This is a genomic window from Clostridium gelidum, assembly GCF_019977655.1.
Lineage (GTDB): Bacteria > Bacillota > Clostridia > Clostridiales > Clostridiaceae > Clostridium > Clostridium gelidum.
The window spans coordinates 4,119,099-4,133,340 of sequence record NZ_AP024849.1 but is presented as its reverse complement, the minus strand read 5'-3'; the positions used below and the strand labels follow the sequence as shown (position 1 = coordinate 4,133,340).

Below are 14,242 nucleotides of genomic sequence, written 5' to 3'. Positions count from 1 at the left end.
TGGAATAGGAATTAAAGTATTATAATTAAAGGAGAGATTAAATATGGCTATTCCAAATTTAAATAAAATATATCCGAGAAGTAATGATTTTCAAACAATATACCTTAAGAATGTAATCACAAGAGATAATATAAAGGTTGGAGATTATACTATATATAATGATTTTTGCGATGATCCTAGGGATTTTGAGAAGAATAATTTATTATATCACTATCCTATTAATAATGATAAATTGATTATAGGAAAGTTTTGTTCTATTGCATGCAAAGCAAAATTTCTTATGACTTCTGGAAACCATGCTATGAAATCACTATCTACTTATACATTTCCTATTTTTTACGAAGAGTGGGATGAAACATTAAATATCAAAGATGCTTGGGATAATAAAGGAGATATTATAATAGGTAATGATGTGTGGATAGGATATGATGCTATTATTATGTCAGGAGTTAAAATTGGAGATGGTGCAATAATTGGAACGAGAGCTCTAGTAACTAAAGATGTTGCGCCATATACTATTGTTGGAGGAGTGCCAGCAAAACCTATAAAGAAAAGGTTTGATGATGATATCATTTCTAAATTGCTAGACATTAAGTGGTGGGATTGGAGAGCTGAAAAAATTCAAGCAAATATAAAATACATTCAGCTTGGAGACATTAAAAATTTAAGATAATAATTAACAAGTACCGCATTATTCAAAATTGAATTTGCGGTATTTATATTAATTAAGTAAGAATATTTTTCCAAGTGACATATTCTAATATGGTAAACCATAAATATTCTTCACCATATATATGGTGAAGAATATACACCTATAAGAATCCAAAGCATTTATTCATTTATATTAAATAGATTATCAAAATGTTCTTCTTGATGATATTAATCTTAGTTCTGTAACATCTGTTATATCATAAAATCTACCATTAACAGGGCTTCTATCATATGCATATTCTGTATTGCTAAATAGTGCGCTAGAAATAAATTTCCATACTTTAGTAAAATGAGATTTATTATTCATAATAACCCCTCCAATTTGTTAACGCTTAATTAAATATAGTAACTGTTTAAAAATATAAATTACTATACTTTTAATATAAATGAATATTCTGAAAATTGCATCTCTATAATATTTACCATTTAGCAAAAAAATAGGTAAATATCTAAAGATATATATACAAATTAAACTATCATTGTATATATAATAATAACATATTAGAAATACTTAATATGTTATAAAAATAATAGAAATCATTATATTTTTATTATGCTGAAGTTAGGGTTTATAAACGGAGTAAGAGGAGTTAGAAAATTATATAGAATCCCATTGAATTTTATACTAAAATTTTGGGGTTTGAAGTTGCACAAGAAACAAAGAACTTTCATAATAGATAGTTTAATACATGGCTAAAATTAAGGACATTCATGATTGAATTGCAAACTAACAAAAAAGAAGATAAGTTAAATAATTGGAATGAATTAAATGCAGGAATAGTACATATGTGTTTCTTGGTAGATAATGTGCAAGAAGAATTTGATAGAATAAAAGAATTGTGTTTATGCAATACTGGTATCTTCTGATTATAGTAAAGTAGCATATGAATTTTATGAAAAATTAGGATTTATTGAAGGGGTAAGAGGATTTAGAAATATATATTAAAAGTATAAAATCATAAAAATTATGATTAAGTTTTATCGGTTGGATTGTATTGGGCTTAGTGCCAGGTTTGGCGCTAGCATTTGTGGATAATCAATATGCTGTTGGAATTATTTTCGTAAGCCCTTATATTGAAGTATCTTTAGCAACTTTCTACAATAAGTTAGTTAAGGAGATATAATTTGGGCTATGTTTTTTATAAGATGAGAATAAGAGGTGGTTATGTGAAGAGATGCTATGAAATCACTATCTACTTATACATTTCCTATTTTTTTACGAAGAGTGGGATGAAACCATTAACTTAGTCGCCTTTAATTAAAGCATGCTTTTACAGGCTTTGTTTCCTTAATTTAAATTAATAATTTAAGGAGATGGGCTTTGTGAGATATGTAAAAGCTGAAACATTATTACCAGATAGTCTAATAGAAGAAATTCAAAAATATATTCAGGGAGAGTATATTTATATTACATCCCAGAAATCAATACGTAAAAAATGGGGAGAAAAATCTGGAAGTCGTGAATATATATTAAATAGAAATAAAGATATTCGTAAGAAATATCAAAGTGGATATATAATTGAAACTGTGGCAACACATTCAGATTACCAAAAACGTGGATTTGGAAAAGCAGTTATAACAGAATGTTTTAGAAGGCTTAGAGAAAAAGGTGTTAAAAGTGCATATAGTACAGGCTACTCAGAAGCCGCAAATGCACTTTATCAATCTTTAAAACCTGTTGAGGTTTACCAATTAATACGATATAAATTAGAAAATTCATGTCAAATTGACTTATTGTAAAATAAAAGTATTTTCTATGTATAATCGTTTAGGTATAGAAATAGGAGAATATACAAGTAGTAGTAATAATAAATGTAAGTAATATAGAAGAATACTAAAAATATGGTATAATATTCATATGAAATAAATGTAAGAGAGATATGAAGGTGTAAAGCATGGAATTTGAAGAAGTAAAAATAGAAATATATGTTCCCAATGAGTTTATTATTCCGTTAAGAGATGGTCTTAATAGTATAGGTGCATGTAAAGTTGGAAATTATGATAATTGCATTTCAGTGACACAGGTTAGTGGATACTGGAGACCGTTAGATGGTGCAAAACCTTATGATGGGAAAGTAGGAGAAATTTCTGAAGGGGTCGAATGTAAAATGGAAGTTCGTTGTAAAAAAGAATATATAAAACAAGCTATTAAAGTGATAAAAGAAATTCACCCTTACGAAGAAGTTCTATTTAATATTATTCCTATTATTAATCATTTATACATATAAGGTATGCGATAGAGTAAATACGGTATTATTCCAAGTGAATTTGCCTTAGAATTAAATAAATTACATAGTGGAAGTGATATTTAATGAAATATTTTATTAAGTCAGAAAGAATTGGATTTTCAGTGTGGGATAAGGAAAATGAAAAACAGGCTAATTTATTATGGGGAAATGAAGATGTGACTAAATATATATCTACTACAGGTAAGATGACTGAAAAAGAGATATTAGAGCGATTAGACAAAGAAGTAGATACATACAGTAAATATAGGATTCAGTATTTTCCTCTATATATAAAGGAAAATACTGAATTTATTGGATGTTGTGGTTTAAGACCTTATAAAAAAGAGAAGAAAATAGCTGAAGTTGGAGTTCATTTACTTCCGGAATATTGGGGGAAAGGTTATGGAAAAGAAGCATGTATGAGAATAATAAAGTATGCATTTGAAACACTTTCTTTTGAAACAATATTTGCAGGGCATAATCCTAATAATTTAGAATCGGCCAAACTTTTAAAAAAACTTGGTTTTGTGTATTCGCATGATGAATATTATGCTCCAACAGGTCTTAAACATCCATCGTACTTATTAAATAAGGAATTTTAGTATGAAAGTTTGAAGGAGGAATTTCTATGGATTTTGATGATGTTGCCAGAGAATGGGATAATGAAAAAAGAATTGAAAGAGCTAAAATTATAGCAAATAAAATAAAAACAACAATAACAGTAGGAAAAGATAAATCTGCAATGGAATTTGGATGCGGGACAGGTCTTGTTAGTTTTAACTTACATACTGAATTTAAAAATATAACTTTAATTGATACATCTAAAGAAATGATAAATGTTGTAAACAATAAAATTGAAGCATTGAATTTAAGCAATATAAATACTTATTGTGAAGACTTGGTTCAAAATAAATTGAATGAAAAATTTGATATAATATATAGTTCTATGGCATTACATCATATTGTAGATATAGATAGATTATGTAAAGAATTTTATAATATGCTTAATTTAAATGGTACATTGTGTATTGTTGATTTAAATAAGGATGATGGAAGTTTTCATAAAAATGAAATTGGATTTAATGGACATAATGGATTTTCAAAGACATGGCTTAAAAGTATATTAGAAGTTAATGGATTTTCTAATATAACATTTCAAACATTTTATGAAGGTGCGAAGCAAATTGATAATAATGAATTAAGATATTCTTTATTTATAATGACAGCTGATAAAATTTAATACACAAATTTTTTATGGATATTGTATACTTGAGTATTTTATATGATAACGGAGGTTAATCTTATATGATAATGAATTTTGAGGATATTTTTAATAAAGATGAATTAATTTTAATGGAAGGAGGATTAGGTGAGCGTTTAAAACGGGAATATAATATTCAAAAGGATAATAATATTTCACTTGCAGGACATATTTATGACGAAAATAAAAGACAAGCGCTTACTGAATTATTTAAGCAATACTTCACTGTAGCAAAGAAATATGATATGCCAATTATGGTTACAACACCAACACGAAGAGCAAATAAGGAGCGTATTTATTGTTCGATTTTTAAAGAAAGTAATGTTATTGAAGATAATGTGAGATTTTTAAAACAGTTAAAAGAAGAAACCACTGCAAAGGTATATGTTGGAGGTTTGATGGGATGCAAAGGGGATGCGTATTCTAAAGACGAGCATCTTAGTATTGAAAGTGCTTTTGAATTTCACGCGTGGCAAACAGATTTATTTAAAAAAGCTAATGTAGACTTTTTATATGCTGCTATTATGCCTACTCTACCAGAAGCAATTGGAATGGCAAAGGCAATGGAGTTAACTGGATTACCATATATTATTAGTTTCATGATTAAAAAAGATGGAAAACTACTAGATGGGACAACCATAAATGATGCTATTGTTGCCATTGATAAGTATACTACAAGAAAACCTTTATGTTACATGACAAATTGTGTACATCCAAAAGTTCTAAATAGTGCATTATCACAGGAATACAATGAAACTTCTGTTGTAAAGGAACGATTTAAGGGAATACAAGCAAATACATCAGAATTATCACCAGAAGAGCTTGATAATTGTGCCGAATTAAAAACTTCAGATAGCATAAGATTAGCAAATGATATGATTAATTTATATAATAAATTTAATCTTAAAATTTTTGGAGGGTGCTGCGGGACTGATAACACACATATTGAGGAAATAGCTAAGAGATTAAATTAAGAGATATTGTGAGTAGGATATATGTTTTAGTTTATAACTGACAGTAACGTTTAATATTTAAGGTTAGTAAATATTAGATAATATGAACATATTTGTGCAAGTTAAGTTGCGAAAGTTAATTGAATTTTAGATATACTTTAATTGGAAGGAGGGGAAAATATGGATTGGCTTAAAAAAATGAATGAAGCACTTGATTATATAGAAGACAATTTAACAGAAGAAATTGATTTTGTGACAGTAGCACAGAAAGCATGTTGCTCAACGTATAATTTCCAACGTATGTTTTCTTTTATAACTGACATTACTCTTGCTGAGTATATAAGGCGTAGAAAATTAACTAATGCAGCTTTTGAATTACAAAATAGTCATATTAAGATAATTGATTTAGCATTAAATTATGGCTATGATTCACCTACATCTTTTACAAGGGCATTTAAAGTTATGCATGGAATTACACCAACTCAAGCAAGAAAAGAGGGAATAACATTAAAAGCTTATCCAAGACTTCTCTTTCAAATTACAATTAAAGGAGTAAGTGAGATGAATTACAGAATCGAAACAAAACCTGCATTTCAAGTTTATGGAGTTGAAGGAATTTTTGAAAATGAAAATGCCTTCAGTACTATTCCAAAATTTTGGCAAGAATTTTGTAAGAATGGTGATTGGAAGAAAATGAATGAATCTTTGGGAAAGGACTTAAATAAATTAGATGAAGGTTCTATTCATGCAGTATGTGGTTATAAAAAAATAAGTGAGACAAGCTTTCCATATATGATTTGTGCATTTAAGACTCCTACATCAAAAACAGATGGTTATACTATTGTAGATGTTCCAGAGTCAACTTGGGCAATATTCACATCTGAGAAACATGGAAAAGATACAATGACAGAAGTTACACAGAAGCTTAATAGACGAATTTATACAGAATGGTTTCCAAATTCAAAATTTGATATGATTGAAGGATTTGACTTTGAACTATATAAAAGTGATGGTGAAAAGTGCTATGAGGAAATATGGTTTAGAGTAAATCCTAATATGGAGAAGAAATAAGTTTTTATATAAGGGCACATATATAAAAAAACAATAGAGGTCATGTCTTTGTTGCAAGAATGTCAACAAAGACATGACCTTTATATAAGTTAAATATAGTATTGAATGTGTAAGTTGAATTATAAATAATCTTAGTAATAAATCAAGTTGTAGCTAGCTAAAATGTATGATTTAAAAGGAAAAGTAGTTTTGGTAACAGGTGGGACAAGAGGCATTGAAAAAGCTAGAATTGATATTTACAGAGTTTAATAGATTGAATTCTGCTATAGTGATATAATAATATTAATCATACGATTCATTTGAAGATGCATATCAAACATTTATTGCGTCTCTATGAAAACTGCATATTCGTATTATAGAAACTGTCAATGAACAAGGAACAAAAAATAATATATAGTAAGCTGAAGTTTTTTTGACTTAGAAAACTTCAGCTTTAATTTTATTATGCTATATAAAAAAATAACTAGAGAAGGTGATAAAATTGATAGAGTTTGATTATAGTGGATTAACTGGAGCGGTTGTTACTAAAGAAGATTTCAGTTATGAAAAAGATAGAAAGGCTTGGAATAGGGCTATTGAAAAATATCCATTAGTAATTGTTTATTGCCATACTAAAAATGATGTTAGTAATGCAATAGCTTGGGCTAGGTTAAATTCACTAGAGATTAGAATAAGATCTGGTAGGCATCATTATGAAGGATATTCAACTGGTAATGATGTGGTTGTGATTGATGTTAGTAAAATGAATGGTATCAATGTAGATGAAGAAAAAAATATAGTCAAGATACAAGGTGGAGTTACAAATAGAGATATATATGAAGCTTTAGGAGAGATGGGGTATCCATTTCCAGGAGGCGGGTGTCCAACAGTTGGAGTTTCAGGATTAGTTTTAGGCGGTGGCTGGGGGTACTCTATTAGATTACTTGGATTAGCTTCTGATAGTTTAATTGAAGTGGAATTAGTAGATTATAAAGGTGAGACAATAGTTGCTAATGTGGAATCTAATGAAGATTTATTTTGGGCTTGCAGAGGCGCTGGTGGAGGAAACTTTGGTGTAATTATTAGTATGACTTTTAAACTTCCAGAAAAAATAAAAATGGCAACATTGATACATATTGAATACATTGATGTTCAGCCTCAGGAAATTATTAAAGTATTTGAAACATGGACAAACATATTTAAAGATTTAGATAGACGAATTAATTTAAAGATGGGTATATACAATTCTAAAGTAAAAGGAAAGGGCATCAGTATAACAGGATTGTTATATGGAAATAAAGAAAAAGCTAGTATGATTTTAGAACCATTTAAAAATATTTCTAAAAAGGTCATATTTAATTTAGAATATATTACCGTATTGGAGGCAAATAGAAGAATTCAAGATAGCCATCCACCCTATGAAAATTATAAATCATCAGGAAGATTTGTATATAGGGATTATAGCAGAGGTGATATGGAGGATATTATAAACTTAGTAAATGATAGGGCAGAAGGATCAATATATGCAGCTGTTTCATTATATGGACTAGGTGGAGCACTTATGGATAAAAGTAAGGAAGATACAGCTTTTTATTATAGAGATGCAAAATTTATAATGGGATTTCAGTCTGTTTGGGAAGAGTCTAAATATGCACCAAGAAATAGAGATTGGGTGAAAGAGAAGTTTGAATATATAAATCTTATTACAACAGGATCTTATAGTAATTTCCCTTCTGCGGAACTTAAAGATTATGAAAAAGATTATTATGGTGAAAATTTATATAAGTTAAAAGAAGTAAAAAGAAAATACGATCCTTATGAGGTGTTTAAGTTTCCTCAAGGAATAAAAATAGAAAAATTTTAGAGATAAATTTATTGTTATAATAGAAAGGATAAAAATGGATGAAAAACATGGCTGAATCAAGATGTGGGATTTTATGTAGTGAGTGTGTATATAAAGAGCAAATGAATTGCAAAGGGTGCGTAAATATTGAAAAACCTTTTTGGGGAGAAAGCTGTCCTGTAAAAGATTGTTGTGAAAGTAAAAAGCAAGAACATTGTGGAGTTTGCAATAGCTTTCCTTGTGAATTGTTAAATCAATTTGCATATGATGAAAAACAAGGTGATAATGGGAAACGTATAGAACAATGTAAAAAATGGTGATTGAAATAAGGGGGATAAGATATATGGCTTCAACAGTAGAATTTGTAGAGTATGTATGTGATCAAGCTAGTGGTGCAGGAAGTATTTCATATAAAAAGATGTTTGGTGAATATGGTATTTATTGCAATGAAAAAATTATAGGTCTTATATGCAATAATCAATTTTTTGTAAAGAAAACAAAAATAGGTGAAACCTTATTAAGTTCACCGGAAGAAGCACCACCATACACTAATGCAAAACCTCAATTTGTTATTGATTTTTTAGAGGAAAGAGATTTTTTAAGCAATTTTATTGAAAAGACCTGTGAGGAACTACCAATGCCAAAGCCTAAAAAAGCAAAAAAACCTAAATTAAAGTAGTTAGAGAGATTTAAGGCTATAGATGCAAAAAGAATTGATTATATTATATTTAAAAAATATGTTAAAAACATGACGGGATTTTTTAACTCCTTTGATGAGGGAGCATTGACTCTATTTGTTTTATCAAGAAGTATAGTGACTTAAAATTGTTTATTATGGTATATTAAATACATAAGAGTAAATAAGTACAAGAAAGGTGAGGGGGCATTTACATGAATATAACTATCGATATTACAAAAACGACTATAGAAACTGATAGGTTGATTTTGCGAGCCTGGCAGGAAACAGATGTAAACGACTTTTACGAATATGCATCAACCCCAGGTGTTGGTGAAATGGCAGGTTGGAAGCATCATGATTCAATTGAAGTTTCGGAGAAAATATTGCAGTCATTCATTTCAGAAAAAAATGTTTTTGCAATTATATATAAAGAAAATAATAAGGTGATCGGTTCATTAGGATTGCATGAATCATGGGCTAATGATGAAAGTAGCTATGCACATTTTAAGATTAAGGAAGTTGGCTATGTTTTATCCAAAGCATATTGGGGAAAGGGATTAATGCCTGAAGCTGTTATCGCAGTGATTAGATTTTGTTTTGATAAATGTAAACTAGATGCATTGACTATCTGTCATTTTTCATCGAACAACCAATCAAAAAGAGTTATAGAGAAATGCGGATTTACATTTATAAAGCAAAGTGAATATTATGCTAACCAACTGGAATTAACTTTTGATGATATGAAATATATATTGTTAAATAAAGCAAACTTGTAATTATAAGCATATTCTACAATAAACTTAGTACATAATTTTCTATTGTGTACTACAAATGTTAATGAATACATGATTATAATTGTTTTTTAGGAGGCCATATTATGTTAGCGTTATTAAAAGAAAAATGGGTTTAAATTTAAAAGTTTTACAATTTAAAAAGTAAAAAAGTTAAGAATAAAAAAAGAAAACAATATAACAATTTATAGGAAATATCACGGGCTGAAGGCAGTGATCTACTTTGGAATGAACTATATGTATTTCGTGACTTGGACGAAAAGGACATTCAGAATTATTTTTGTGTTGCAGAGTATATTTCCTGTCTGAAAAAATTTGGACTTATCGAAAGTGCCTTGGTCTAAAATTCTAATTTGTGAAAGAGGAAAATATACATAAAAGTTTAATTCACATATATAGAGCATTAGGCTCAGGAGCGTCTACATTAGGTAAATTCATAATGCTCTTATATCAGAGTAATAAACTCTAATTTTAAGGTTGAATATTATAAATAGTAATTTGAAAGGAAGTTTCATTATGGGAGAATTATCAAAATTACCTAACATAGGAAAAGAAGTTGAAAGGCAGTTGAATAAAGTAGGTATATTTACTTATGATGAATTAAAAGATATTGGTACAGAACAGGCGTGGCTGAAAATACAAGAAATTGATACTTCTGCGTGTATTCATAGATTGTTAGCACTGGAAGGTGCAATTCAAGGTGTCAAGAAAACAGCGTTAGCACAGGAACGTAAAGTAGATTTAAAAGATTTTTATAATTGGCATAAAGGTAAATAGTAATTTGTAGAGGAGAAAAACGATGATTAGAGTTGCTACGGTAGATGATCTTTGGGAAATAGAAAATATATATAATGAGATTTTGGATTATGAAGAACAAACAGTCTCTTATACTAATTGGCAAAAAGGACTTTATCCAACAGTTGATTATGCTAAAAATGCTATTGATAATAGTACAATGTTTGTTGGAGAAAATGAAAAAGGAATATATGGCTGTGTAGTGCTTAATAGTATTCAACCTAAAGAATATGATAACATTTCCTGGATTACAAATGCAAAACCAAGTGAAGTTATGGTCATTCACACTTTATGTATTCGACCTTCCGCAAGTGGTAAAGGTAAAGCAAGAATAATGATGGAATTTAGTGAGAAATATGCCAAAGAGCGAGGATATAAAGTTATCCATCTTGACACTTACGAGGGTAATATTCCAGCTGGAACGCTATATCCTAAGATTGGATATATTTATGTAGGTACGACAAAGTTTCATTTTCAAAATGCAATATGGGAAAATTTAAAATGTTTTGAAAAATCATTATAGTATCAAATTCCAATTTAAGGTTGAGCATTATAAATAGTAATTTGAAAAGGAGATTAAAATGGTTTTATTAGTAATTGATACACAAAAGTTAATAACCAATGAAAAATTATATAAATTTGATATGTTTGTATCTAATGTTAAAGAAATAATACATGAGGCTAGGGCAAATAATATTGAAGTAATATATGTACGTCATGATGATGGAATAGGAAATGAATTAACAAAAGGAACTGATGGTTTTGAAATATATGAAAAGTTTCAACCGATGAATGATGAAAAAATATTTGATAAAAAGGTTAATAGTGCTTTTAAAGAGACAGGATTATTAGAATATTTAATAGATAAGGGAGAAAAAGATATAATCATTGTAGGGCTTCAAACAGATTATTGTTTTGATGCTACTATAAAATGTGGATTTGAACATGGATTTAATATTATAGTTCCAGCATATGCAAATACAACAGTTAATAATAAATTTATGTCAGCTAAGCAAAGCTATCAATATTACAATGAATTTATGTGGAATGGCAGATATGCAGAATGTATTTCATTAGATGAAACAATTAAAAGAATGAAATAGATAAGTTCCAACTTGTATTTGTACATAATTCTAATGATTCAAGTATAAGTGGTGTAAGAGCATTTATTAATTATAAAGAAAATTTCCAATAAAATTAACTAATGAAAGGGAAATAAAAATGTTGAGTGAAATTGAAATGAACCAGATAAAAAAATACTAATTATAGCTATCTATGTAAGTGCTATTTTAAATTATATATTTATTATGTAGCAAAATGGTATAATATAAAACTAGATATTATACTGTTGAACAATATTCAAAAGATAAACTATAAAGAGAAAGGTGAATTTAAAATGGGAAAATTAAGAGTTATAGGAATAGGTCCTGGAAGTATTGAAAATATGAGTTTAAGAGCTTTAAAAGCAATTGAAGATAGTGATGTTATTGTGGGATACAATAAGTATATAGATATGATTAAGGATTTAGTTAAAGATAAAGAATTATATTCGACAGGAATGATGGGTGAAGAAGCTAGATGCAGAGAAGCTTTAAGTTTATGTAAAGAAAAAAATGTAGCATTAATAAGTACTGGAGATGCTGGGATTTATGGAATGGCTGGATTAATTCTTGAACTTAGAGAAAATGAAGATGTTGAAATAATTCCGGGAATAACTGCAAGTAGTGCAGCAGGATCTGTAATTGGAGCACCACTTATGCATGATAACTGTAATATTAGCTTAAGTGATCTTATGACACCTTACGAAGACATAAAAAAGAGAGTGAAACTCGCAGCAGAAGGAGATTTTATAATATCTTTATATAATCCTAAGAGCAAAGGGAGACCTGAATACTTAAGAGAATGTATTAATATAATAAAGGAATTTAGAGTAGATTCTACTCCAATAGCAGTGGTAAGACATGCCCTTAGAGAAGGTCAAAGTTATAAGTTGTTTACAATTAAAGATTTTGATACTGAAATAGTAGATATGATGTCAATTGTAATAGTAGGAAACTCAAAGAGTTATTATAAAGATGGAAAATTCATAACACCTAGAGGTTATGAGAATAAGAGGTAAATATGATTGGATTTATTTTAGGAACTTCAGAAGGAAGAAAAATATTATCATTAATAAATAAATATACAAATGATATTGCAGTTTCAACAGCTACAACTTATGGTGGTGAATTACTTAAAGAATTTAATATTAAAGTTTTAAACACAAAACCTTTAAATAAGGAAGAAATGTTAAATTGGATAAGCACAAGTAAAATTGATGTTTTAGTTGATGCTTCTCATCCTTATGCACAGGAAGTAACTAAAACTGCTTTAGAATGTGCAAATGAACTTGAAATTCAATATGTGAGATATGAAAGACAAGGAGCATTAGAAAATGTTAGTGGTGAAGATATAATAAGAGTTAAAAACTATGAGGAAGTAATTGAGATTATAAAAGAAATAGACGGAAACATTTTAAATACAACAGGCGGAAATAATGTTTCTAAATTTTTGAATTTGGATTTTAAATATAGAATTATACATAGAATTTTACCATCACCTAAAGTTTTAACAAAGATAGTAGACGCAGGGATTAGTATTAAAGATATTATTGCACTTCAGGGTCCAATATCTTATGAACTTGAAAAAGCTTTTATAAAGCAATATGATGTTAAAGGAATTTTAACTAAAGATAGTGGAACTCAAGGTGGAGTATTAGAAAAACTCAAAGCAGTGCGTGAATGTAATATTAAATTAATAGTAATAGAAAATTCGAAGGTTACATATGATTTGGAATTTAATGATGAAGAAAAATTAATAGAGTTTTTAGTAGATAGGTATTGTAAGGTGTGAAGATGTATCAATAAGGATGAAACATTATATAGAGAAGTAAAGGATGAAAATGCTATTATATCACCACTTATTTTCTATTTTCATATAATTTTGATTAAGCCTAATATGTTTATAAATATTAAATCAAATTTGAAGGTTATATGTAGAATAAATGAGAAAATGTATTGATTATGTATTATTTATGTTCTATAATGGTTTTATATTATACTAATCTACTCAACATTAAACTTTATAATACCGAAATTATAAATTTGAAACATATAAAAAATAAAAGTAGAATTAGTTTTAAATTAAAAAGGGGGCATAAATAATGAAAAAAGAAATTTTTAGTATTAAAACGATTGTTGCTATCGGTATCGGATCAGCTGTATTTATGATTTTAGGACGTTTTGCATCAATCCCAACGGGGATTCCTAACACAGAAATCCAAACAGCATATGCTTTTTTAGCATTAATGGCAGTAATTTATGGACCAATCGCAGGATTGTCTATAGGATTTATTGGAAATACCTTAAAGGACTTAACAGCTTACGGTACACCATGGTTTAGTTGGATAATTGCTTCAGCAGTAGTTGGGATAATAATTGGACTTGCATGGAAGAAATTTGACATAAACGAGGGTGAGTTTGGGAAGAAAAAAATAATTGGATTTAATGTATGTCAAGTAATTGCTAATGTAATTGCATGGTTTGTAGTTGCTCCAAGCTTAGATATATTAATCTATGCAGAGCCAGCAAATAAAGTTTATTTACAAGGAGCTATAGCTGGATTTAGTAATATTATTGCAGTTGGAGTTCTTGGAACAATTTTATTAGTCTTATATTCTAAGACTATAGTAAAACAAGGAAGTTTAGATAAAGAGTAATTCTAAATTTAAATTAAAGATAAAATAGAGAATGTGAACTAAAAATTCATTCTCTATTTTTTATGATTAATTTAACTGAGTAAAAACTTTAAAATCTTCATTTTTCGCTAGAATAGGTTAGATTTTATGGTAAAGTTTGTAGTATAACATATACATATAATAGAAAATAGTTTA

General features: G+C 28.3%; 18 protein-coding genes and 1 pseudogene. 18 read left to right on the top strand and 1 reads right to left on the bottom strand.

What is annotated here, in order from left to right; translation table 11 throughout:
• The first annotated feature begins 43 nt into the window (after nt 1-43).
• Nucleotides 44-673 (top strand): CatB-related O-acetyltransferase, encoded by a 630-nt coding sequence (locus tag psyc5s11_RS19015; protein ID WP_224034057.1) that lies wholly within the window; start codon nt 44-46, stop codon nt 671-673.
• Nucleotides 674-856: 183 nt separating this feature from the next.
• Here the strand turns inward: psyc5s11_RS19015 and psyc5s11_RS19010 are convergent, their stop codons facing one another.
• On the bottom strand, nt 857-1,018 hold the full coding sequence (locus psyc5s11_RS19010) for a hypothetical protein (protein ID WP_224034056.1): 162 nt from the start codon (nt 1,016-1,018) through the stop codon (nt 857-859).
• A gap of 305 nt (nt 1,019-1,323) precedes the next feature.
• On the opposite strand from psyc5s11_RS19010, the pseudogene psyc5s11_RS19005 reads away from it, so the two are divergent.
• The 17 genes and pseudogenes from psyc5s11_RS19005 to psyc5s11_RS18925 all read left to right on the top strand — a co-directional run.
• Nucleotides 1,324-1,551, top strand: a pseudogene (locus psyc5s11_RS19005) (VOC family protein); the annotation flags it as partial.
• 483 nt (nt 1,552-2,034) lie between these two features.
• Nucleotides 2,035-2,451, top strand: coding sequence for a GNAT family N-acetyltransferase (locus tag psyc5s11_RS19000; RefSeq protein ID WP_224034055.1), 417 nt, complete (start codon nt 2,035-2,037; stop codon nt 2,449-2,451).
• 155 nt (nt 2,452-2,606) lie between these two features.
• A complete protein-coding gene (locus psyc5s11_RS18995; protein ID WP_224034054.1) occupies nt 2,607-2,939 on the top strand; it encodes a cytochrome C biogenesis protein in 333 nt (110 codons plus the stop codon).
• Between the two features lie 83 nt (nt 2,940-3,022).
• Nucleotides 3,023-3,541 (top strand): GNAT family N-acetyltransferase, encoded by a 519-nt coding sequence (locus psyc5s11_RS18990; protein ID WP_224034053.1) that lies wholly within the window; start codon nt 3,023-3,025, stop codon nt 3,539-3,541.
• Nucleotides 3,542-3,567: 26 nt separating this feature from the next.
• Complete coding sequence (locus psyc5s11_RS18985; protein ID WP_224034052.1) at nt 3,568-4,179, top strand: class I SAM-dependent methyltransferase; 612 nt, start codon at nt 3,568-3,570, stop codon at nt 4,177-4,179.
• Between the two features lie 71 nt (nt 4,180-4,250).
• Nucleotides 4,251-5,174 (top strand): homocysteine S-methyltransferase family protein, encoded by a 924-nt coding sequence (locus tag psyc5s11_RS18980; protein ID WP_224038226.1) that lies wholly within the window; start codon nt 4,251-4,253, stop codon nt 5,172-5,174.
• Between the two features lie 159 nt (nt 5,175-5,333).
• Nucleotides 5,334-6,224: an AraC family transcriptional regulator gene (locus psyc5s11_RS18975; RefSeq protein WP_224034051.1), complete on the top strand. Its 891-nt coding sequence runs from the start codon at nt 5,334-5,336 to the stop codon at nt 6,222-6,224.
• Between the two features lie 481 nt (nt 6,225-6,705).
• On the top strand, nt 6,706-8,067 hold the full coding sequence (locus tag psyc5s11_RS18970; RefSeq protein WP_224034050.1) for an FAD-dependent oxidoreductase: 1,362 nt from the start codon (nt 6,706-6,708) through the stop codon (nt 8,065-8,067).
• A 47-nt stretch (nt 8,068-8,114) separates the two neighbouring features.
• Nucleotides 8,115-8,366, top strand: coding sequence for a DUF3795 domain-containing protein (locus psyc5s11_RS18965; protein WP_224038225.1), 252 nt, complete (start codon nt 8,115-8,117; stop codon nt 8,364-8,366).
• Between the two features lie 23 nt (nt 8,367-8,389).
• Entirely contained in the window at nt 8,390-8,725 is a 336-nt protein-coding gene (locus psyc5s11_RS18960) for a TfoX/Sxy family protein (RefSeq protein ID WP_224034049.1), read from the top strand.
• Nucleotides 8,726-8,937: 212 nt separating this feature from the next.
• Nucleotides 8,938-9,501 (top strand): GNAT family N-acetyltransferase, encoded by a 564-nt coding sequence (locus psyc5s11_RS18955; protein ID WP_224034048.1) that lies wholly within the window; start codon nt 8,938-8,940, stop codon nt 9,499-9,501.
• Between the two features lie 531 nt (nt 9,502-10,032).
• Complete coding sequence (locus psyc5s11_RS18950) at nt 10,033-10,293, top strand: TfoX/Sxy family protein (protein ID WP_224034047.1); 261 nt, start codon at nt 10,033-10,035, stop codon at nt 10,291-10,293.
• Nucleotides 10,294-10,315: 22 nt separating this feature from the next.
• Nucleotides 10,316-10,834: a GNAT family N-acetyltransferase gene (locus psyc5s11_RS18945; protein ID WP_224034046.1), complete on the top strand. Its 519-nt coding sequence runs from the start codon at nt 10,316-10,318 to the stop codon at nt 10,832-10,834.
• Between the two features lie 58 nt (nt 10,835-10,892).
• A complete protein-coding gene (locus tag psyc5s11_RS18940) occupies nt 10,893-11,414 on the top strand; it encodes a cysteine hydrolase family protein (protein WP_224034045.1) in 522 nt (173 codons plus the stop codon).
• Nucleotides 11,415-11,707: 293 nt separating this feature from the next.
• Nucleotides 11,708-12,430: a precorrin-3B C(17)-methyltransferase gene (cobJ, locus tag psyc5s11_RS18935; protein ID WP_224034044.1), complete on the top strand. Its 723-nt coding sequence runs from the start codon at nt 11,708-11,710 to the stop codon at nt 12,428-12,430.
• A 2-nt stretch (nt 12,431-12,432) separates the two neighbouring features.
• A complete protein-coding gene (locus tag psyc5s11_RS18930; RefSeq protein WP_224034043.1) occupies nt 12,433-13,203 on the top strand; it encodes a cobalt-precorrin-6A reductase in 771 nt (256 codons plus the stop codon).
• A 310-nt stretch (nt 13,204-13,513) separates the two neighbouring features.
• Entirely contained in the window at nt 13,514-14,068 is a 555-nt protein-coding gene (locus tag psyc5s11_RS18925) for an ECF-type riboflavin transporter substrate-binding protein (RefSeq protein WP_224034042.1), read from the top strand.
• The last annotated feature ends 174 nt before the right edge of the window (nt 14,069-14,242 follow it).

Coding starts and splice junctions, on each gene's coding strand:
- psyc5s11_RS19015 (WP_224034057.1), top strand. CDS start 44: ATGGCTATTCCAAATTTAAATAAAATATATCCGAGAAGTAATGATTTT.
- cobJ (WP_224034044.1), top strand. CDS start 11,708: ATGGGAAAATTAAGAGTTATAGGAATAGGTCCTGGAAGTATTGAAAAT.
- psyc5s11_RS18930 (WP_224034043.1), top strand. CDS start 12,433: ATGATTGGATTTATTTTAGGAACTTCAGAAGGAAGAAAAATATTATCA.
- psyc5s11_RS18940 (WP_224034045.1), top strand. CDS start 10,893: ATGGTTTTATTAGTAATTGATACACAAAAGTTAATAACCAATGAAAAA.
- psyc5s11_RS19010 (WP_224034056.1), bottom strand. CDS start 1,018: ATGAATAATAAATCTCATTTTACTAAAGTATGGAAATTTATTTCTAGC.
- psyc5s11_RS18975 (WP_224034051.1), top strand. CDS start 5,334: ATGGATTGGCTTAAAAAAATGAATGAAGCACTTGATTATATAGAAGAC.
- psyc5s11_RS18950 (WP_224034047.1), top strand. CDS start 10,033: ATGGGAGAATTATCAAAATTACCTAACATAGGAAAAGAAGTTGAAAGG.
- psyc5s11_RS18965 (WP_224038225.1), top strand. CDS start 8,115: ATGGCTGAATCAAGATGTGGGATTTTATGTAGTGAGTGTGTATATAAA.
- psyc5s11_RS18995 (WP_224034054.1), top strand. CDS start 2,607: ATGGAATTTGAAGAAGTAAAAATAGAAATATATGTTCCCAATGAGTTT.
- psyc5s11_RS18990 (WP_224034053.1), top strand. CDS start 3,023: ATGAAATATTTTATTAAGTCAGAAAGAATTGGATTTTCAGTGTGGGAT.
- psyc5s11_RS18980 (WP_224038226.1), top strand. CDS start 4,251: ATGAATTTTGAGGATATTTTTAATAAAGATGAATTAATTTTAATGGAA.
- psyc5s11_RS18985 (WP_224034052.1), top strand. CDS start 3,568: ATGGATTTTGATGATGTTGCCAGAGAATGGGATAATGAAAAAAGAATT.
- psyc5s11_RS18955 (WP_224034048.1), top strand. CDS start 8,938: ATGAATATAACTATCGATATTACAAAAACGACTATAGAAACTGATAGG.
- psyc5s11_RS18925 (WP_224034042.1), top strand. CDS start 13,514: ATGAAAAAAGAAATTTTTAGTATTAAAACGATTGTTGCTATCGGTATC.
- psyc5s11_RS18945 (WP_224034046.1), top strand. CDS start 10,316: ATGATTAGAGTTGCTACGGTAGATGATCTTTGGGAAATAGAAAATATA.
- psyc5s11_RS18960 (WP_224034049.1), top strand. CDS start 8,390: ATGGCTTCAACAGTAGAATTTGTAGAGTATGTATGTGATCAAGCTAGT.